Annotated in this window: 12 protein-coding genes; 7 read left to right on the top strand and 5 right to left on the bottom strand. The window is 68.6% G+C overall.

The genetic code is table 11. The features are described 5' to 3' along the window. Positions 1 to 530 precede the first annotated feature (530 nt). Positions 531 to 1733, top strand: coding sequence for an IS110 family transposase (locus ACM26W_RS12040; protein ID WP_416137234.1), 1203 nt, complete (start codon positions 531 to 533; stop codon positions 1731 to 1733). Positions 1734 to 2298: 565 nt separating this feature from the next. Here ACM26W_RS12040 and ACM26W_RS12035 read toward each other — a convergent pair. Together ACM26W_RS12035 and ACM26W_RS12030 are read right to left on the bottom strand one after the other, a co-directional pair. Beyond that, positions 2299 to 2733: an REP-associated tyrosine transposase gene (locus tag ACM26W_RS12035; protein ID WP_416137233.1), complete on the bottom strand. Its 435-nt coding sequence runs from the start codon at positions 2731 to 2733 to the stop codon at positions 2299 to 2301. A 552-nt stretch (positions 2734 to 3285) separates the two neighbouring features. Further along, positions 3286 to 5685: a xylulose 5-phosphate 3-epimerase gene (locus tag ACM26W_RS12030; RefSeq protein WP_416137232.1), complete on the bottom strand. Its 2400-nt coding sequence runs from the start codon at positions 5683 to 5685 to the stop codon at positions 3286 to 3288. Between the two features lie 208 nt (positions 5686 to 5893). Here ACM26W_RS12030 and ACM26W_RS12025 point away from each other — a divergent pair, with 208 nt between their 5' ends. Together ACM26W_RS12025 and ACM26W_RS12020 are read left to right on the top strand one after the other, a co-directional pair. After that, positions 5894 to 6508, top strand: coding sequence for a L,D-transpeptidase family protein (locus ACM26W_RS12025; protein ID WP_416137231.1), 615 nt, complete (start codon positions 5894 to 5896; stop codon positions 6506 to 6508). A 179-nt stretch (positions 6509 to 6687) separates the two neighbouring features. Then, entirely contained in the window at positions 6688 to 6951 is a 264-nt protein-coding gene (locus tag ACM26W_RS12020; RefSeq protein WP_416137230.1) for an Lpp/OprI family alanine-zipper lipoprotein, read from the top strand. 639 nt (positions 6952 to 7590) lie between these two features. On the opposite strand, the gene ACM26W_RS12015 is transcribed toward ACM26W_RS12020, so the two are convergent. From ACM26W_RS12015 to ACM26W_RS12005, 3 genes are all read right to left on the bottom strand, one after another. Then, a complete protein-coding gene (locus ACM26W_RS12015) occupies positions 7591 to 9714 on the bottom strand; it encodes a YjbH domain-containing protein (protein ID WP_416137229.1) in 2124 nt (707 codons plus the stop codon). Beyond that, entirely contained in the window at positions 9714 to 10538 is an 825-nt protein-coding gene (locus ACM26W_RS12010) for a capsule biosynthesis GfcC family protein (RefSeq protein ID WP_416137228.1), read from the bottom strand. The genes ACM26W_RS12015 and ACM26W_RS12010 overlap by 1 nt, the downstream gene beginning before the upstream one ends. Before the next feature lie 98 nt (positions 10539 to 10636). Further along, complete coding sequence (locus ACM26W_RS12005; protein ID WP_416137227.1) at positions 10637 to 11425, bottom strand: hypothetical protein; 789 nt, start codon at positions 11423 to 11425, stop codon at positions 10637 to 10639. Here ACM26W_RS12005 and ACM26W_RS12000 point away from each other — a divergent pair. From ACM26W_RS12000 to ACM26W_RS11985, 4 genes are all read left to right on the top strand, one after another. Then, a complete protein-coding gene (locus tag ACM26W_RS12000) occupies positions 11424 to 11924 on the top strand; it encodes a hypothetical protein (RefSeq protein WP_416137226.1) in 501 nt (166 codons plus the stop codon). The two genes, ACM26W_RS12005 and ACM26W_RS12000, sit on opposite strands and share 2 nt — an antisense overlap. A 645-nt stretch (positions 11925 to 12569) precedes the next feature. Then, complete coding sequence (locus ACM26W_RS11995) at positions 12570 to 13682, top strand: polysaccharide export protein (RefSeq protein ID WP_416137225.1); 1113 nt, start codon at positions 12570 to 12572, stop codon at positions 13680 to 13682. 47 nt (positions 13683 to 13729) lie between these two features. Further along, positions 13730 to 15967 (top strand): polysaccharide biosynthesis tyrosine autokinase, encoded by a 2238-nt coding sequence (locus ACM26W_RS11990; RefSeq protein ID WP_416137224.1) that lies wholly within the window; start codon positions 13730 to 13732, stop codon positions 15965 to 15967. Positions 15968 to 16398: 431 nt separating this feature from the next. Further along, entirely contained in the window at positions 16399 to 16635 is a 237-nt protein-coding gene (locus ACM26W_RS11985; protein ID WP_416137223.1) for a type II toxin-antitoxin system Phd/YefM family antitoxin, read from the top strand. Positions 16636 to 16644: the final 9 nt, after the last annotated feature.

Raw genomic sequence — 16644 nt, 5'->3', positions numbered from 1 at the left:
GCCCCCAACGTAGGAGCCCGATTTATCGGCGATTGGCGGCGTCACCGGCGTTGGCCGACACCGCCGAGAGGCCTGCGGCCTCTATCGCGCAGAATCTGCGCTCCTACATCTCAGGAGCCACCCGTAGGAGCCCGATTTATCGGCGATTGGCGGCGTTACCGGCGACCCCACGTAGGAGCCCGATGTATCGGCAATGGCGGTGTCACCCGGGCCCCACCGTAGGAGCCCGATGTATCGGCAATTGGCGGTGCCACCCGGTCCCCACCGTAGGAACCCGATTCATCGGCGATTGGCGGTGCCACCCGGGGCCCCACCGTAGGAGCCCGATTTATCGGCGATTGACGGCTCTATCGCGCAGAATCTGCGCTCCTACATCTCAGGTGCCAGTCGTAGGAGCCCGATATATCGGCGATTGGCGGTGTCACCCGGGCCCCACGTAGACATGATGGATTGACCTGCCCCGCCTCAACGTCGTGGGTTACGTTGAGGGTGGGACCAGAACACAGAGCCACTATTGAGGGAGGCAGGTCATGAAACAGTCTAACGCAACTCAGCGAGCCGTTGTGGACCGTACCGTCGCCGAGCAGGTCAACGCCGCCAGCGATGGCCACGCCGCCTATATCGGCCTGGACGTGCACAAGGTCAGCATCTCGGTGGCGATCGCCGAGGCCGGACGACAGGCGCCCGAGTTCCGCGGCGAGATCCCCAACGAACCACAGGCCATCGATAAGCTGGTTCGTCAGCTGAGCGAGCGTTTCGCCGGGCAGCCGCTGCTGTTCAGCTATGAGGCAGGCCCCTGTGGCTACGGGGTCTATCACCAGGTCCAGGCCAGCGGCCATGACTGTGAGGTCGTCGCTCCGACCTTGATCCCTCGGCGGGCAGGCGATCGCGTCAAGACCGACCGGCGAGACGCGCAGATGCTGGCGCGTCTGTCGCGTTCCGGGGAGCTCACGCCGGTGTGGGTGCCCACCCCGGAGCAGGAGGCAATACGCGACCTGACGCGGGCCCGCGAGGACATGAAGGCCATCGAGCTCAAGGCACGTCAGCGGCTGAACGCCTTCCTGCTGCGTCACGGCAAGATCTATGGTGGCAAGAGCAAGTGGATTCCCGCGCACTTCCGCTGGCTGGAAACGGTGCGATTCAACACCCTTGTTCAGCAGATCGTGCTCCAGGAGTACATCGAGGCGGTGCGCGAGGCTCAGCGGCGCGTGGCCGGCCTGGAAAGGCAGATGGCGGTGGCGCTGCCGAGTTGGTCACTGGCCCCGGTGGTCGAGGCCATCCAGGCGATGCGCGGCGTGAGTCTGATCACCGCGATGACGGTGCTGGCCGAGCTTGGTGACATCAGCCGCTTCGATTCACCCTGTCAGCTGATGGCCTATCTGGGGCTTGTGCCCAGTGAGCACTCGAGCGGTGGCAGCCGACGACAGGGCGGCATCACCAAGACGGGCAACGGGCATGTGCGACGCGTGCTGGTGGAGGCCGCCTGGAGCTATCGCTTCCCGGCGCGCAAGACGCGCATCATTGAGCAGCGAGCGGAGAAGACCACGCCGACGGTCCAGGCGATCGCCTGGGAGGCACAGAAGCGGCTCTGCGGGCGTTACCGCCGGCTGGCGGCCACAGGCAAGGTCAAACAGCAGGTGGTCACCGCGATCGCACGGGAGATGGCAGGCTTCCTGTGGGCCATCGCCTGCGAGGCCATGGGCAAACCCCACGGCAGTCGAGCCACGGCATGAGTATCACCTCTCAGTGCCTTCGGGTCAGGGAGCGTCGGGCCGGTGGGAGAACCCCTGACGCTCCTATGAGGCCCCCGCCCTGCGGGGCAGGGTGACCCTCGCGTGTAGACCAGGGCAGCTCCGCGACGAAGTGATGACAGGTCGGTACCCAACCCACGAATACCAGAGAGATCCACCGTCGCTGATAGCCCCTCGCTTCCTGAGCCGTAGGCATTGAGGACAATCACATGTAGTAGAGTCAACCGACCCTTTGACGGGTCAATCCATACCAGACCAGGGCAGCTCCGCGACGAAGTGATGACAGGTCGGTACCCAACCCACGAATACCAGAGAGATCCACCGTCGCTGATAGCCCCTCGCTTCCTGAGCCGTAGGCATTGAGGACAATCACATGTAGTAGAGTCAACCGACCCTTTGACGGGTCAATCCATACCAGGAGCCCGATTTATCGGCGATTGGCGGCGTCACCCGGGCCCCCACCGTAGGAGCGCGATTTATCGGCGATTGACGGCTCTATCGCGCAGAATCTGCGCTCCTACATCTCAGGAGCCGGCGATTGGCGGTGCTACAGCCAGGTGGCATCCCAGTAGGGGTAGTCGAGAACATGGTCTACCAGACCCGCCCTTAGCGGGTTGGCAACGATATAGCGGGCCACTTGGCGCAGGTCCTCTTCACGACGAAGACCACGGTCATGAAACCCCCTCTGCCAGATGCTCGCCCCTACCTGGTGACTGACCAGGGACTTGTAACGCCGAACGGCCTCGGAGAGATCCCCGTCGAGCTGCAGCAGCCAGTGAACGTGATCCGGCATCACGACAAATGCCAGGGTTTTTGCTTCCCAAGCTACAGAATCGGCATAAAAGGAGCGGGCAGCAGCCCGGGCATTGACGGTGTCGTCAAACCAGCGGATCCGATCACGCGTGACCGCGGTTATCAGATAGCCATGCCCCGGCAAGGAACAGCGGCCACGGCGCAAGGCATGTCCACGGTGTGATGGCATATCGGCACCAGAGACTTTCCCATGAGGTCACCATAGGACACCCATAGAGATCCGGCCCCACCCGTAGGAGCCCGATTTATCGGCGATTGGCTGCGTCACCGGCGTTGGCCGACACCGCCGAGAGGCCTGCGGCCTCTATCGCGCAGAATCTGCGCTCCTACATCTGAGGTGCCAGCCGTAGGAGCCCGATTTATCGGCGATTGGCGGTGTCACCGGGGCCCCACGTAGGAGCCCGATTTATCGGCGATTGGTGGCGTTACCGGCGACCCCACCCGTAGGAGCCCGATGTATCGGCGATTGGCGGCGTCACCGGCGTTGGCCGACACCGCCGAGAGGCCTGCGGCCTCTATCGCGCAGAATCTGCGCTCCTACATCTGAGGTGCCAGCCGTAGGAGCCCGATTTATCGGCGATTGGCGGCGTTACCGGCGACCCCACGTAGGAGCCCGATTTATCGGCGATTGGCGGCGTTACCGGCGTTTGCCGACACCGCCGAGAGGCCTGCGGCCTCTATCTTCGAGCCGTCGAACCGGCAGAATCTGCGCTCCTACATCTCAGTGGCGCAGCACCTCCGGGTCGCCTTCGCTGGCCAGGGCATCGCGTTCCACGTCGCTGAGCAGGGCCTCGAGGTCGAGCCCGGCCACCTCGCTCGCCGCCTCCAGCACATGGGCCCAGGTGGCGCGGTTGGCGTAGAGCATGCCGAAGGTATCCAGGGTGCCGCCGCGGTTGCGGTAGCCCAGGAAGCGCGAGCGCGCACCGGTATCCAGCGGGCGCAGCACCCCGGACAGGGGCTCCGGCCGGCAGTGGGCGAGAAACACCCGGGCGGCCACGTCGGGCACCAGGGTGCTGAGCCGGCACTGGCTGAGCACCGTCGTCGCCTCGCCCTCGTCGCGGGCCTCACGCAGCTTGCCCGGCGCCTGGATCACGTAGAGGCTCGCCGCGATGCCGGCGTCCGCCAGGCGGGCCAGGGCATGGCGCATCTCGATCAACTGGTAGGCGCCCACGGCGAACAGCTGCAGGCGCGGCGACTCGGCCGCGTGCAGGCAGAGCAGGCCATCCTCGGCGAGCCGCACGGCCTGTTCGGCGTCCAGGCAGACCGGCACCGGGCTCTTGGGCACCACCATTACCGCGATGCGCCCGCGGCTGGCATAGAGCGCGAGCAGCGCCGCGGCGGCGCTGGGGGCGTCGATGGGAAAGAGCGTCGGGGCCACGTCATCCATCTCGCCCAGCCACGCCTCGCACAGGGTCGGATCCTGGTGGGACTGCTCGTTCTTGCCGTTCTCCCAGGTGTGGGAGCTGGCCAGCACCGGCAGCGACAGCCAGCCGGGCGGGCGGCCCGCCTCGCGGCAGTGGCGGGCGAAGATGATCTCCTGGCGCATGGCGCCAAGCATCTTGACGGCGAAGGCCTCGTAGCTGGCCACCAGGTTGAGCCCCTGCTTGTTGGCCAGCGCCGCGCTGACCACGGCCTCCTCGTTGAGCGCGGTGATCACGCAGCCGTCCAGCGCCTCGGCCACGTCGTCCTCGGGCTCGGTGACCCGGTGCTGCAGGCGGTCCAGGGTGCGATTCAGCCGGTTCGAACGCATCTCGTCGGGGTTACCGACCCGCACCCGCAATTCGGGGTTGGCGTCCACCAGGGCCATGAAGACCTCGTCGATGGCGGCCATGGGCGAGACCGCCTCACCCAGGGGCCAGGTGGGCAGCTCGGGGCGGACGGGCAGGGCCGGGTGAGGGTCGGCCAGGGGGTGGTCGCGCTCGCGCACACGGCCGCTCTCGGCGTGGTTGTTGAGCACGGCGATGGCCGCGCGCAGCTCGTCCTCGGGCACGTGCAGCGCCCGTGCGCCGTCGTTGAAGGTGGCGCGGGCGGCGTCGTCCGCCGAGGGGTTGCCGCCCAGCGGCAGGTTGTGGGCGGCGTTGGTGCCGGCGCCGGGGAAGCCGAAGCCCTTGACCGTCTCGGCGATCACGTAGGGCAGGCGCAGCGGGTAGTGGCCACGGCCGTCGTGGGCCTGCTCGGCCTGGTCGGCCAGCTCCTCCTCGGCGGTGAGGATCGCCCAGGCGAAGGCGGCGGGGTCGCGGCCGTCGATGGTCAGCGGCGCGAAGCCGTTGAGCACCAGATGGTCCTCGAACCAGTCGGTGCCGCCGGACTGGCTCATGGTGGTGCGCTGGTCGATGCGCCGGCCGTTGGCGATCATCACCGGGACCACCGCGCCCGAGTCATCGGCGCGCCACCAGCGCGAGGCCCAGTCGCTGCCGCGTTGCTCCTCGAAGGCGCCGTCGCTCAGGAAGGCCACCAGGTGCTGGCCGGGCAGCGGCATGTGCACGTACTGCAGCCCGGCGAAGCCCAGATAGCCCCCCTCGCTGATCCCCCCGGCGGTGTGGGCGTTGACGTGGCTCCCCAGCGGTGAGACGGGGTGGCCATCGGGGTCCACGGCGCAGCGGTAGAAGTCGTTGACCAGTCGCGTCAGCCCGGCGTCGGTCAGGGCGTAGCGCGCGGCATGGGCGGGCCCCATGTTGTCCACCAGCAGGTTCAGGGCGTCGATGGCCGCCACGCAGTGCCCCTGGCCCATCAACCAGCTGCGCGTCAGCTCGCTCATGGCGTTGGCGGCGAGATACCCCGCGTAGGCCGGCACCATGTTGAGCGCGCCGCCGGTATGGCCCTCCGGGGTGGGCTTGAAGTCCTCGGCGGTCAGCGGCTCGCCGTCCAGGCGCACCCGCCGCGCGTAGGTCATGTGGGCCACCAGCCACATGCCCATGCAACTGAGGCGGTCGGCGGCGATCAGGCGCTCGAGCCAGGCCCGTCGCCGTGCCGGGTCCTGGGCGTGACGGTCGAGCAGCTCGGCGATGCGCTCCACGGTTATCGCCTCATGGCGGATCACGCCATGGCCGGCGGCCCAGGTGGCGAAGTCCGGGTCGTCGGCGAAGGCGGCGGGCAGGGCGGGGCGATTCGGTCGGGTCATACGAGGTTCCTTGTCCATGAACGGAGTGTCCGGACGCATGAGGCGGGGTGGCCCGCCATTCACCACAGCCTAGATGGCGGTGCCCCGGGTGGCCATGCCCTGGGTCAGTGCTGGCGTCGTTGCCAGGCCGGTACCTGACAAAGGGGGGGCAGGTGCGCTATAAACGGTAATGAGTCTCCCCCTTGGTCCCATGTCGAGTGTTATCCCGATGAACCCCCTTTCCCGCCGCCGCTTTACCCTCATGGCCCTGGGTGCGCCCCTGGCGCTGCTCGGCACCCAGCAGGCGTCCGCGAATCTGATCGAGACCGTGCTGTCGCGTGCCCATGTGCCCCGCCACGACAACGAGGTATGGGTGCTGGTGGACGACCGCGAGGCCACCCTGACCCTCTACCGGGGCAATCGGCAGCTGGAGCGCTTCGCGCCGATCTCGCTGGGCCGCGGCGGCTCCCGGTCGGCACGCCTGCGCGGCAGCAACGTCACCCCGCTGGGCGAATTCCGGGTCAATCGCTTCAATCACGAGAGCGATTGGCACATCTTCGTCGGGCTGGACTACCCCACGCCGACCCATGCGCGGATGGCCCTGGAGGAGGGGGTATTCACCCAGCGGGACTACGACGACTACTTCAATTACTACCGGCGCCAGGGCTATCCGCCCCAGCAAACCGTGCTGGGTGGCTTCATCGGCATCCACGGCATCGGCAAGGGCGACCCCGAGATTCACCAGCAGTTCCATTGGACCCAGGGGTGCGTGGCGGTGACCGATGAACAGATCGAACGGCTCGCCTCGCTGATCGGCATTGGCACCCGCGTCGTGATCCGCTAGGCTGTTATCTGCGCAAGGGATGTTGAAGGCTATGGACAAGCGCCGTCGTCTATAATAAAACAGCGTTTGACTCCTGTGCTAAGCTGCACAAGTCTATGAAAGACGGCCTGCTCGTGCAGGAAGCCTGGCTACCAGGCAATTACTAACGTAGTACCCAAGGAAGACTCAAGGAGAACACCATGACTCTGAAGACCACCCTGAAGATCACCGCCGCCGCTGCCTCTCTGGCCATTCTGGCAGGCTGTGCCTCCAGTGGCGCCCTGGAAGAAGTTCGCATGACCGCTGAGTCCGCACAGGCCGACGCTGCAGAAGCCCGCAGCATCGCCACCCAGGCTCAGAACACCGCCAACCAGGCGCAGCGCGACGCCCAGGCGGCTCTGCAGATGTCCGAGCAGAACCGTGACGAAATGAACCGCATGTTCCAGCGCTCCATGCAGAAGTAATTCTGCCGGAGGGCTGGCGTCACCCCCGGGTGACGGCGGTTCTGCACTACGAGAAGACCCCGCCTCGGCGGGGTCTTTTCGTTTCTAGGCTGTCGCCGAGGCTGGTTGCTACTGGTGGGAGCCATCAAGGCTGTTGCTACTGGTGGGAGCCACCAAGGCTGGCTGCTTCTGGTGGGAGCCACGCTCTGCGGGGCGAAGGCCGAGGCCACAACGGCCGCCAGTATCGCCGCGGGGCGGCTTCGCCGCCATTCGCTCGGCGGAGCCGATCTCCCACCAGTGGGCTCAAGCCTTGGTGGTCATCCAGCTGCCACCAGTGGGCTCAAGCCTTGGAGGTCATCCAGCTGCCACCAGTGGGCTCAAGCCTTGGAGGTCATCCAGTTACCACCAGTGGGCTCAAGCCTTGGAGGTCATCCAGTTCCCACCGAGGCTGGTTCCTTCTGGTGGGAGCCACGCTCTGCGGGGCGAAATGGCCGAGGCCACAACGGCCGCCAGTCACACCGCCGGGGCGGCTTCGCCGCCATTCGCTCGGCGGAGCCGATCTCCCACCAGTGGGCTCAAGCCTTGGTGGTCATCCAGCTGCCACCAGTGGGCTCAAGCCTTGGAGGTCATCCAGCTCCCACAAGGTGATATCGACCTCAATCAGTCCCAGGTCTTCGGGTAGTCGCGCCAGTAGTGGCCCATGTCGCGGGCGTCGGTCAGGCCGTAGAGGCCGTAGCGACGGTTGAGCCGGGCGCCGCCGTCGCGGGTCAGGGGGCGCCAGGCCAGGCCGGCGGAGTCGAGGCTGGAGCGGGTGAAGAAGGCATCCAGCGGGATCGACACATAGAGCCCCTTGTCGAAGCCGCCCTCGCCGAAGTCGTCGCTGGCGTCGGTCCAGGTGCCCCAGGCGCCGATCCGCACGCCCGAGTCGAACTCTCGGGAGAGGTCCAGGGTGGAGCCCCAGTCGCCGGCCAGGTAGCGCCCCACGCTGACCTGGGCCAGCACGTCCTCCACGCCGGTCTCCACGTAGGCGGTCAGGTGGCCGGTCCAGGTGTCGTAGTCGCGCAGGTCGAAGCGCTGCTCGAAGTCGCGCTGGCGCACCCAGTTGGCGTCCAGGCCCAGCGCCCAGCGGCTGGCGAAGGGGCGGTAGAGCAGCTCGCCGCCGGCGCCGGCGTACATCATCTCCAGCAGGCCGCCGTAGCCCATGGCAAACCAGTCGTCGCCGAGCCGGGCGGTGCGGGTGTACTGCAGGTTCTCGATGCCCAGGCTCGATTCGGCCAGGTAGTCGCCCAGGAAGGTGCGCACCCGCGGCAGGTCCGACTGGCCGCGGTACTCGTAGCGATCCAGGTTGTCGAGGGCCGTCCAGGCCAGCTGGCCCGAGAACCAGCCGTTGGGGTCGGTGTGGTACTCGGCGTCGAGCACCGCCATCAGCCGGTAGAGGTAGCCGTCCGGGCCGCCGAAGTTCTGGTCCAGGCGCGGGCCCAGGCCCCAGTTGAAGCGCTGCCCGCTCGCTTGGTAGAGCGGCTCGCCGCCCGGCTCCTGCAGCCGCGCATGGGCATAGATCCCCTGCCGATGCTGGCGCTCGTGCTCCGCCGAACGGGCCGCGGCGACGAAGTCATCGCGGTCGTGGACGCTCTCGCGCAGCGCCAGGCCGCGGTTCTCCCAGCGGTAGTGGAAGCGCTCGATGCCGTCGTCGGCCTCGGCGTGCAGGATGCGCCCGGCGCGCCCCTCGCTTTGGGGGAAGGCGCGGAAGGTGGTCGGTTCGGCCTGCACGTAGAGCGCCTGGCCCTCCTGCTGGATCCGCGACACCCGCATGCCGGCATTGCCCTGCAGCGTCTCGGCCACCCGCGCCCAGTCGCCGCGTGGCGCGGCGTCGAGATCGGCCGGGGGCGGGTCGTTCTTCACCTGTCGCATGCCGGCCAGGTCGATGTTGTAGGTGAGCCCGGCCATGGCGGTATTGCCGCGCTGCCAGCCGCCGCGCAGCTCCAGGTTCTCGGAAAGCGCCAGGCGGGCGCTCAGGTTGAGGCGCGAATCGCGGGTCTGGTCGTTGCCGCCGGGCTCACTCTGGTAGTCGTTGCCCTCGACCTCCAGCTGCAGCACCAGCGGGTCCCAGGGGGTCTGGTACTCCACGCCGCCGAACAGCGCCATGGGGCCGCGGAACAGCGCATCCACGGCGAACTCCCCGCCCTGATCCCCCCCGGCGCGGCGCGGGCGGTCGTCGAAGCGGTCGGCGAGCCAGCCGAAGGGCGAGCTCACGTCGCTGGCGTTGCCCAGGTAGCCCCAGCCCAGCCCCAGGGTGAAGTCGAGGTCGTACCAGCGCTTGCTGGCCACCAAATACTCGGCGCCGAACAGGGTGGTGCCGCCGACATCGCGGAAGCCCACCGCCAGCTGCGGCCAGTAGCGGGTCTCGTCGAGCAGGCGCAGCTTGACGTCTGCGCCCTTGTCGAGGTAGTTGCGGTCACCGGCGATGCTGGGGCCGAACAGGCGGTTCTCGGTCTCCACGTAGCGAAAGCCCCCCTCCAGCCAGGCCACCGGCTGGAAGAACACGTTGTAGCGGCGGTAGGGCGCGGTGCGGTTCCCGCTGACCGACATGGTGCCTTCGGGCGCCATGCGGGCGGTCGGTACCTGCATCAGCCCCACGCCGCCGAAGTCGCTCTGGCCGGCCCCCAGCTGCCCGGCCAGGCCGCCTGCCGCGGCCGTGGCACTGCCACTGGCGAGAGCCACCAGCAGCGCCAGCGGGGTGAGGGGAAAGCGGGGGGCGGCCGGGGAAGGGAGACGAGCGGGCATCAGGGCGTCCTTGTCAGGGGGCAGGCGTCGCCGGGCAGGCGGGTGGCCAGCAGCGCCGGCAGGCGGTCATTGACCAGCTCCCGTTCCCCCCGGGTGCCGGGGAAGGGCGAGGCCGCGCGCAGGCCGCGCTCGCCGGGCAGTTCCAGCAGCACGCGGCTGCCGGGCACCAGCGGCGTGGGCTGGTGGTTCCAGGCCGCCACGCCGCGCCGGCTGATGCGGCCGTCGGGAGCCACCACCGCGGCCCAGTCCGCATCGCGGGCGGCCTGGGGCGAGAGGGCCGCGAGCAGCTCGTCCAGGTTCTGAGCGGCCGACCACGCCAGCCGCCGGACGCCATCCAGGCTCCACACTTCCACCCAGGCGGGGGGCTCGCAGACGCCGTAGTGGACCAGGCTGGCCAGGGGCGGGTTGTCGCGGCGGTGGGCGCCCAGCCAGGGCAGGTCGAAGCGCCCCGGGGTGCGCGAGGCCGCTGGGTCCCACGCCGCCAGGGTCGCCTGCCAGGCCTGCAGGCCGGCCGCACGGCGGGCGTCGCCAGCCACGCGGGCGCTGACCCCCAGGGTCGCCAAGGTATTGGCCAGGAAGCGGCGCTCGCGGTCCAGGGTGGACGCGGTATCGTGGCGCAGCGCCACTGCGTGCTGCCAGGGCACCACCCCCGGGTAGGCCTGCTGCCAGGCCAGCCAGGCGTCGCCCAGGGTCAACTGGGCCTGTGTCTGGACTTGCTCCTCGGCCTGCACGGCCTGCACGGCCGGCAGGCCCGCGCCCAGCGCCAGCAGCAGGCCGCCCAGGCCCGCCAGGTGGCGCAGCCGGCGTCGCGTCGAATGCATCATGTCCCTTGCCTTGATGTGGCTGGTCCCGGGCGGCTGGCAACTGCCGCCGCCTTCGTCATTGTGATCGATGTGATGGCCGTGATCGCCCTACCGGCCCGTTACCACCAGGCCCTGGCCACCTGCCACTCGATGCGCGGCCCGCCCGGCCAGGGGCGGGTCTGCACCGCCCACAGGCGCCGCGTCTCGGCGTCTCGCCACAGGGTGGAACGGGTGCGACTCCCGTCGTCCCACTCCAACCGCTCCTCGCAGCGCTCCAGCGCGCGGGTGCCCAGGGGCAGCTCGACCGGCTGGGCGGCGTCGCAGCGCAGGCTGCCGCGGGCGGCCAGCTGCCGGGGCAGGCCGTCGCGGGGCTGCCAGCGGCGCTCGACCCGGTAGTCGGCCGGCTCGGCCTGGCGCCAGGGCACGAAGCCCGTCCATTCGTTATCGGCCTGTTCGTCATCGGCAGGCGCGTCATCGGCCCGGGCGTCGTGGCTGGCGGTAGATTGGCTGGCGGTAGATTGGCTGGCGGTAGATTGGCCGGCGGCTGCGAGAGGCAGGTAGCGGCTCTGCAGCAGGTCCACCGGCAGGCCCGCCGTGGCCTGCAGCCCCTCCTCGAAAAGCACCAGCATGCCGCTCTGGCCGGTGGGCCAATAGGTGTGGGGCCCGGCGAGCGCGCCGAGTATCACCAGCCCGCTTCGGTCACCGGTGTCGAGGGCCAGCGAGGCATAGGGCAGCGACTCGGCGTGGGCGGCGTCGACCTGGTCACCCGGCAGCAGCCCGGTCAGCGTCTCGCCGATCGGGCTGCTGCCCCCGTTGGCACAGCCCCCCAGGGCCACGGCAGCCAGGCCGGCCAGGCCGGCACGACGCATCACGCCTACCAGCCGGCCGGCCGGGCGGAAGTTCCCCATGGTGAACCCCGGTTCAGTTGGTGCCGGGGGTCGTGCCCGGCCCGGTGCCGGGGCCCGTTCCGGGGCCGGTACCGGAACCGGAAGACGCGCTGACCGCCACGGTGAGGCCGACGGCGGCGGCGGCCGCCGCCACGGCCAGGGCGGTGGTGGAGAGGCCGGCCGCCGCCGCCAGGCCGGCAAAGCCGCCACCCGCCGCGATACCCCCACCGGCGGCACCGGCACCGGCAGCGGCCCCAGCACCGCCGCCCGCGGCGGTACCGCCGGCCGCGCCGCCGCCGGCCGCGCCGCCGCCGGCCGCGCCGCCGCCGGCCGCGCCGCTACCGGCCGCGCCGCTACCGGCCGCGCCGCTACCGCCCCCTGCGCCGGCCGCACCGGCCTGAGGGGCTGCCTGGGGAGCTGGGGCCGGCTGGGCCATCGCCAGGGGGGAGCAGAGCAGGGCGGCCACGGCCGCTCCGGCGATCGCTTGTTTGATACGCATGGTGGAATTCCTTCCGGTTAGTGAGAAAGCGTGAACGAAATGGCGCAAATGGTAACGCCCTGTGTCAGACGTGGGAAGACGCATTAAGTCAGCCTAGGCCGTGAGTATGGGCTTTATCAGCGCCCGATGCTCGCCTTGTGCGCCGGGCCAAGGTGTGGCGTCGAAAGGAATAGGGCCGTCGTACCAAGAGGTTAACACCACACTTGACGCCGATCGGCGACATCCTGACCGACAGGTCGGGCGTATCTCAGCGTTGATTGTAAGAGATATCGGACAATGACCGGTGGGCATCCTAAGTACGCTGGCCACGAGCGCCACGTCTGTGTAGTATCGCGACGTCATTTTGGCCATGCGACAGAGGATTATTCTTCTCATCCTTCAAGCGTAGGCGCGTGTCTCATCATCAGCATCTCGGCTGGTAAGCGGCATCCGGTAGACGAGGCAGACGCCTCAGGCCGTGATGCAGTTGTCACATAGGCAAATTAGCATCAAGTGTTATTAAAAGGGATTGCCAGGCTTCAGGGGATACGCCATGACACCCCGGGGCGGTAGCGTGCCCGGCCGTCGGTCCTTTGATCGCCTTCGCCATTGCCATTCCCCATCGTAATCTTTCGCAACAACTTTCCTCTATAACCAGGCCTTAGAACCATCACAGGCAGTGTCCCCATGCGTCCCATCCGCTCCTTTCGCCCCCTGGCCACCCTGGTCGGGGTGGCCCTGTTCGCCGGTTGCTCTCTCGCGCCGGGCGGCCATATCGACTACCGCACCGAAACCGCGCCCATCGATGATCTGGTCGACATCCAGCCGATCACCCCGGCGCTGGTGGCCGGCTATCGCCAGATGGTCAGCCAGGCGAGGCCCATGGACCCCGAGACCCGCCGCCAGATCGACGAGTGGGAGTACCGGGTGGGCAAGGGCGACGTGCTCAGCATCATCGTCTACGCCCATCCCGAGCTGACCATTCCCGCCGGCGGCGAGCGCAGCGCCGCCGAGGCGGGCAACCGGGTTCGCCCGGACGGCACCATCTTCTACCCCTATATCGGCCGAGTAGAGGTGGCGGGGCGCACCATCGAGGAGATTCGCAGCGAGCTGGCACGCCAGCTCGCCGCCTTCCTCACCGACCCCCAGGTCGACGTGCGCATGGCCGACTTCCGCTCCCAGAAGGTGCACGTCAGCGGGGCGGTGCAGAACCCCGGGGCCCAGCCGATCACCATCACGCCGCTGACGCTGACCGACGCCATCGGCCAGGCCGGGGGGGCCGCCGACAATGCCAACTGGCATGAGGTGATCCTGACCCGCGACGGCGAGGAAGAGCGCCTCTCGCTGTATGCGCTGCTGCGCCAGGGCGACCAGACCCAGAACCGCCTGCTGCGCGACGGCGACGTGCTGCACGTGCCCAGCGCCGAGAACCAGAGCGTGGCGGTGATGGGCCAGGTCAATTCCCCCGGGCAGCTCAACCTGGGCAACGAGCGCTTCACCCTGACCGACGCCCTGGCCCGCGCCGGCGGCATCAACGAGACCAGCGCCGAGGCCTCGGGCATCTTCGTGATCCGCCAGCCGAACGCCGACAGCGACAAGCTGGCCAGCGTCTACCAGCTGGACGTGCGCAACGCCGTGGCCTTCAGCATGGGCGGCCAGTTCGTGCTCGAGCCCCACGACGTGATCTACGTGACCACCGCGCCCATCGCCCGCTGGAACCGCGTGATCAGCCTGCTGCTGCCCTCGGTGACCCTGCCGGGTTCGGCTGCTAGCTCCATCGATGACCTGGGCGAGCTTTAAGAGTACGGCCCCGGCTCGCCGCGTTTCCCCCTTCCAGAAGACCCGCCATGTCCGATACCGCCCAGACCCCCAGCAAGAGCACCACCGGCCAGGCCGCCAGCGCCGATGACGAGATCGACCTGGGTCGCCTGTTCGGCCTGCTGCTCGACCACAAGTGGCTGATACTCGCCATCACCGCGCTGTTCGCCCTGGGCGGGGTGGTCTACGCCCTGCTGGCCACGCCGATCTACCAGAGCGACGCCCTGGTCCAGGTGGAGCGCCGTTCGACCATCAACCCGCTGGGCGACATGGCGTCGATCTTCGGCGACGAGACCGACAACACCACGGCGGCCGAGGTGCAGATCCTGCGCTCGCGGCTGGTGCTGGGCCAGGTGGTGGATCGCCTGGGGCTGGATGTCAGCGTGAGCCCGAAGACGCTGCCGCTGGTCGGCGACTTCGTGCAGCGCCGCGGCATCGAGCGCCCCGGGCTCTTCTCGGGCGGCGCCGCGGTGTGGGGGCGCGAGCACCTGGAGGTGGGCCGGCTGGACGTAGCGGATTCCCTGCGCGGTACGCCGCTGGAGCTGCGCTCGCTCGGGGAGGGGCGCTACGCGCTGACACTGATGGACGAGACCCCGCGCACCCTGGGGGAAGGGCAGGTCGGTGAGCTGGCGACCTTCCTGAACGGTGATATCGAACTGCGCCTGGCCGAGCTATACGCCCCGGCCGGCGCCGAGTTCACCCTGGTCAAGCGCTCACGGCTGCAGGCCATCAATTCCCTGCGCGGGCGGCTCAGCGTGAGCGAGGTGGGCGGCGGGCGCAACGCCAGCACCGGCATCCTGCAGCTGACCCTGACCGACACCGACCACCGCCAGGCCAACCGCACCCTGAACGCGGTGGCGGAAACCTTCCTGACCCAGAACGTGGAGCGCCAGTCCGCCGAGGCGGACCGCAGCCTGGCCTTCCTGGAAGAGCAGGCCCCGGAGCTGCGCGGCCAGCTGGGCGCCGCCGAGGACAACCTCAACCAGTACCGCATCGACCAGGACAGCGTGGACCTGAGCTCCGAGTCCCAGGCGGTGATCAATCAGTTCATCGAGTTGGAGCGTCAGCTCAACGAGCTGCAATTCCAGGAGGCGGAGGTCTCGCAGCGCTATACGCCCGGCCACCCCACCTACCAGGCGCTGCTGCGCCAGAAGCGCCATCTGCAGAGCGAGCGCGATGAGCTGAACGAACGCATCAACCAGCTGCCCGTCGCCCAGCAGGAGGTGGTGCGCCGCACCCGCGATGTGGAGGTCACCCAGGCCATCTATGTCAATGTGCTGAACAAGATCCAGGAGCTGCAGGTGGCGCGCGCCGGCACCATCGGCAATGTGCGCATCATCGACGAGGCGGAGTCCACCGGCACCCCCGTGGAGCCGAAGAAGCCGCTGATCGTGGTGCTGGCGACGCTGCTGGGCGGCATGCTGGCGGTGGGCCTGGTGCTGGTGCGTGGCCTGCTGCGCCGCGGGGTGGAGTCACCCGAGCAGATCGAGGGCGCCGGCATGCCGGTGTACGCCACGGTGCCGCTCTCCGACGAGCAGAAGAAGCTGGTGCGCCGGATCAAGGACAAGCGCGGCCGGGCGAGCAAGGAGATCGTCAGCGGGGTACTGGCCGAGCGGGCGCCGGCGGACAACGCCGTGGAGGCCCTGCGCAGCCTGCGCACCAGCCTGCACTTCGCCATGCTCAACGCCGACAACAACCGGCTGATGATCACCGGCCCCAGCCCCAGCATCGGCAAGAGCTTCGTCAGCGTGAACCTGGGGGCGATCTGCGCCCAGGCGGGCCGCCGGGTACTGGTGGTGGATGCCGACATGCGCAAGGGCCACGTGCACAACGCCTTCGAGGATGCGGCCGAGGAGGGGCTCTCGGAGCTGCTCTGCGAGCGCCTGAGCCTGGACAAGGCGATTCGCCCCACCGGCATCGAGCGGCTGAGCTACATGTCCCGCGGCGTAACGCCGCCCAACCCCTCCGAGCTGCTGATGACCCAGGCCTTCACTGACTTCCTGGCCGCGGCCAGCGAACGCTTCGACCTGGTGATCATCGATACCCCGCCGGTACTGGCGGTGACCGATGCCGCCCTGGTAGGCGCCCAGTGCGGCACCACCCTGATGGTGGCGCGCTTCCAGCTCAACCCGGTGAGGGAACTTGAGATCGCCAAGCGTCGCCTGGAGAACGGCGGCGTCACCGTCAAGGGCGCCATCCTCAACGCCATGGAGCGCAAGGCCGCGACTTACTACGGCTACGGCTACTACAACTACGCCTACAAGTAGCGGGCCCCCACCAACGCCGCCCTCGCAGGGTCAGATTCCGGCGGCGAGCACCGCGCCTAAGGCCCCGGGGGTCAGACTCCCGGCGGGGAGCACAGCGACGAAGGCCTGCACCACCACAGGCAACCCGCCATGGCAGGGGTCTGACCCCAAGGGGCCGGCCACCAACGCCAGCCCCGGAGGCGAGCACCGCGCCTAAGGCCCCGGGGGTCAGACTCCCGGCGGGGAGCACAGCGACGAAGGCCTGCACCACCACAGGCAACCCGCCATGGCAGGGGTCTGACCCCAAGGGGCCAGCCACCAACGCCGGCCACCAACGCCGGCCACCAACGCCAGCCCCGCCGGCCACCAACGCCAGCCGAGTGGTGACTATTGGCCCTAGTCATTGAGCTTCACTATCGTAATGACTAGGTAAAATGACCAGGGGGTAGGAGATGCACTCCGAGGAAGTCTCCAAATCTCAGTTCAAGGCCCGAGCGTTGGAGTTCTTCCGTCAGGTGGAGGCCACGGGCGAGGCGGTCATCGTGACGGACAAGGGGCGCCCCACGATTGAGGTGCGTCGGTATAAAGCCGATCAGCGCTCCCCGCTTGAGCGACTGCGCGGCAGCGTCGTTGAATTGACGGACCCCTTCGATCCAGTGGGTGACGAGGACTGGGAGGCACTGCGTTGATCGTCCTGG

This window comes from Halomonas sp. HK25, assembly GCF_047795635.1.
Taxonomy (GTDB): Bacteria; Pseudomonadota; Gammaproteobacteria; order Pseudomonadales; family Halomonadaceae; genus Halomonas.
Note: the sequence above shows the minus strand (reverse complement) of the source record. Positions and strands in the feature narration are given on the sequence as shown.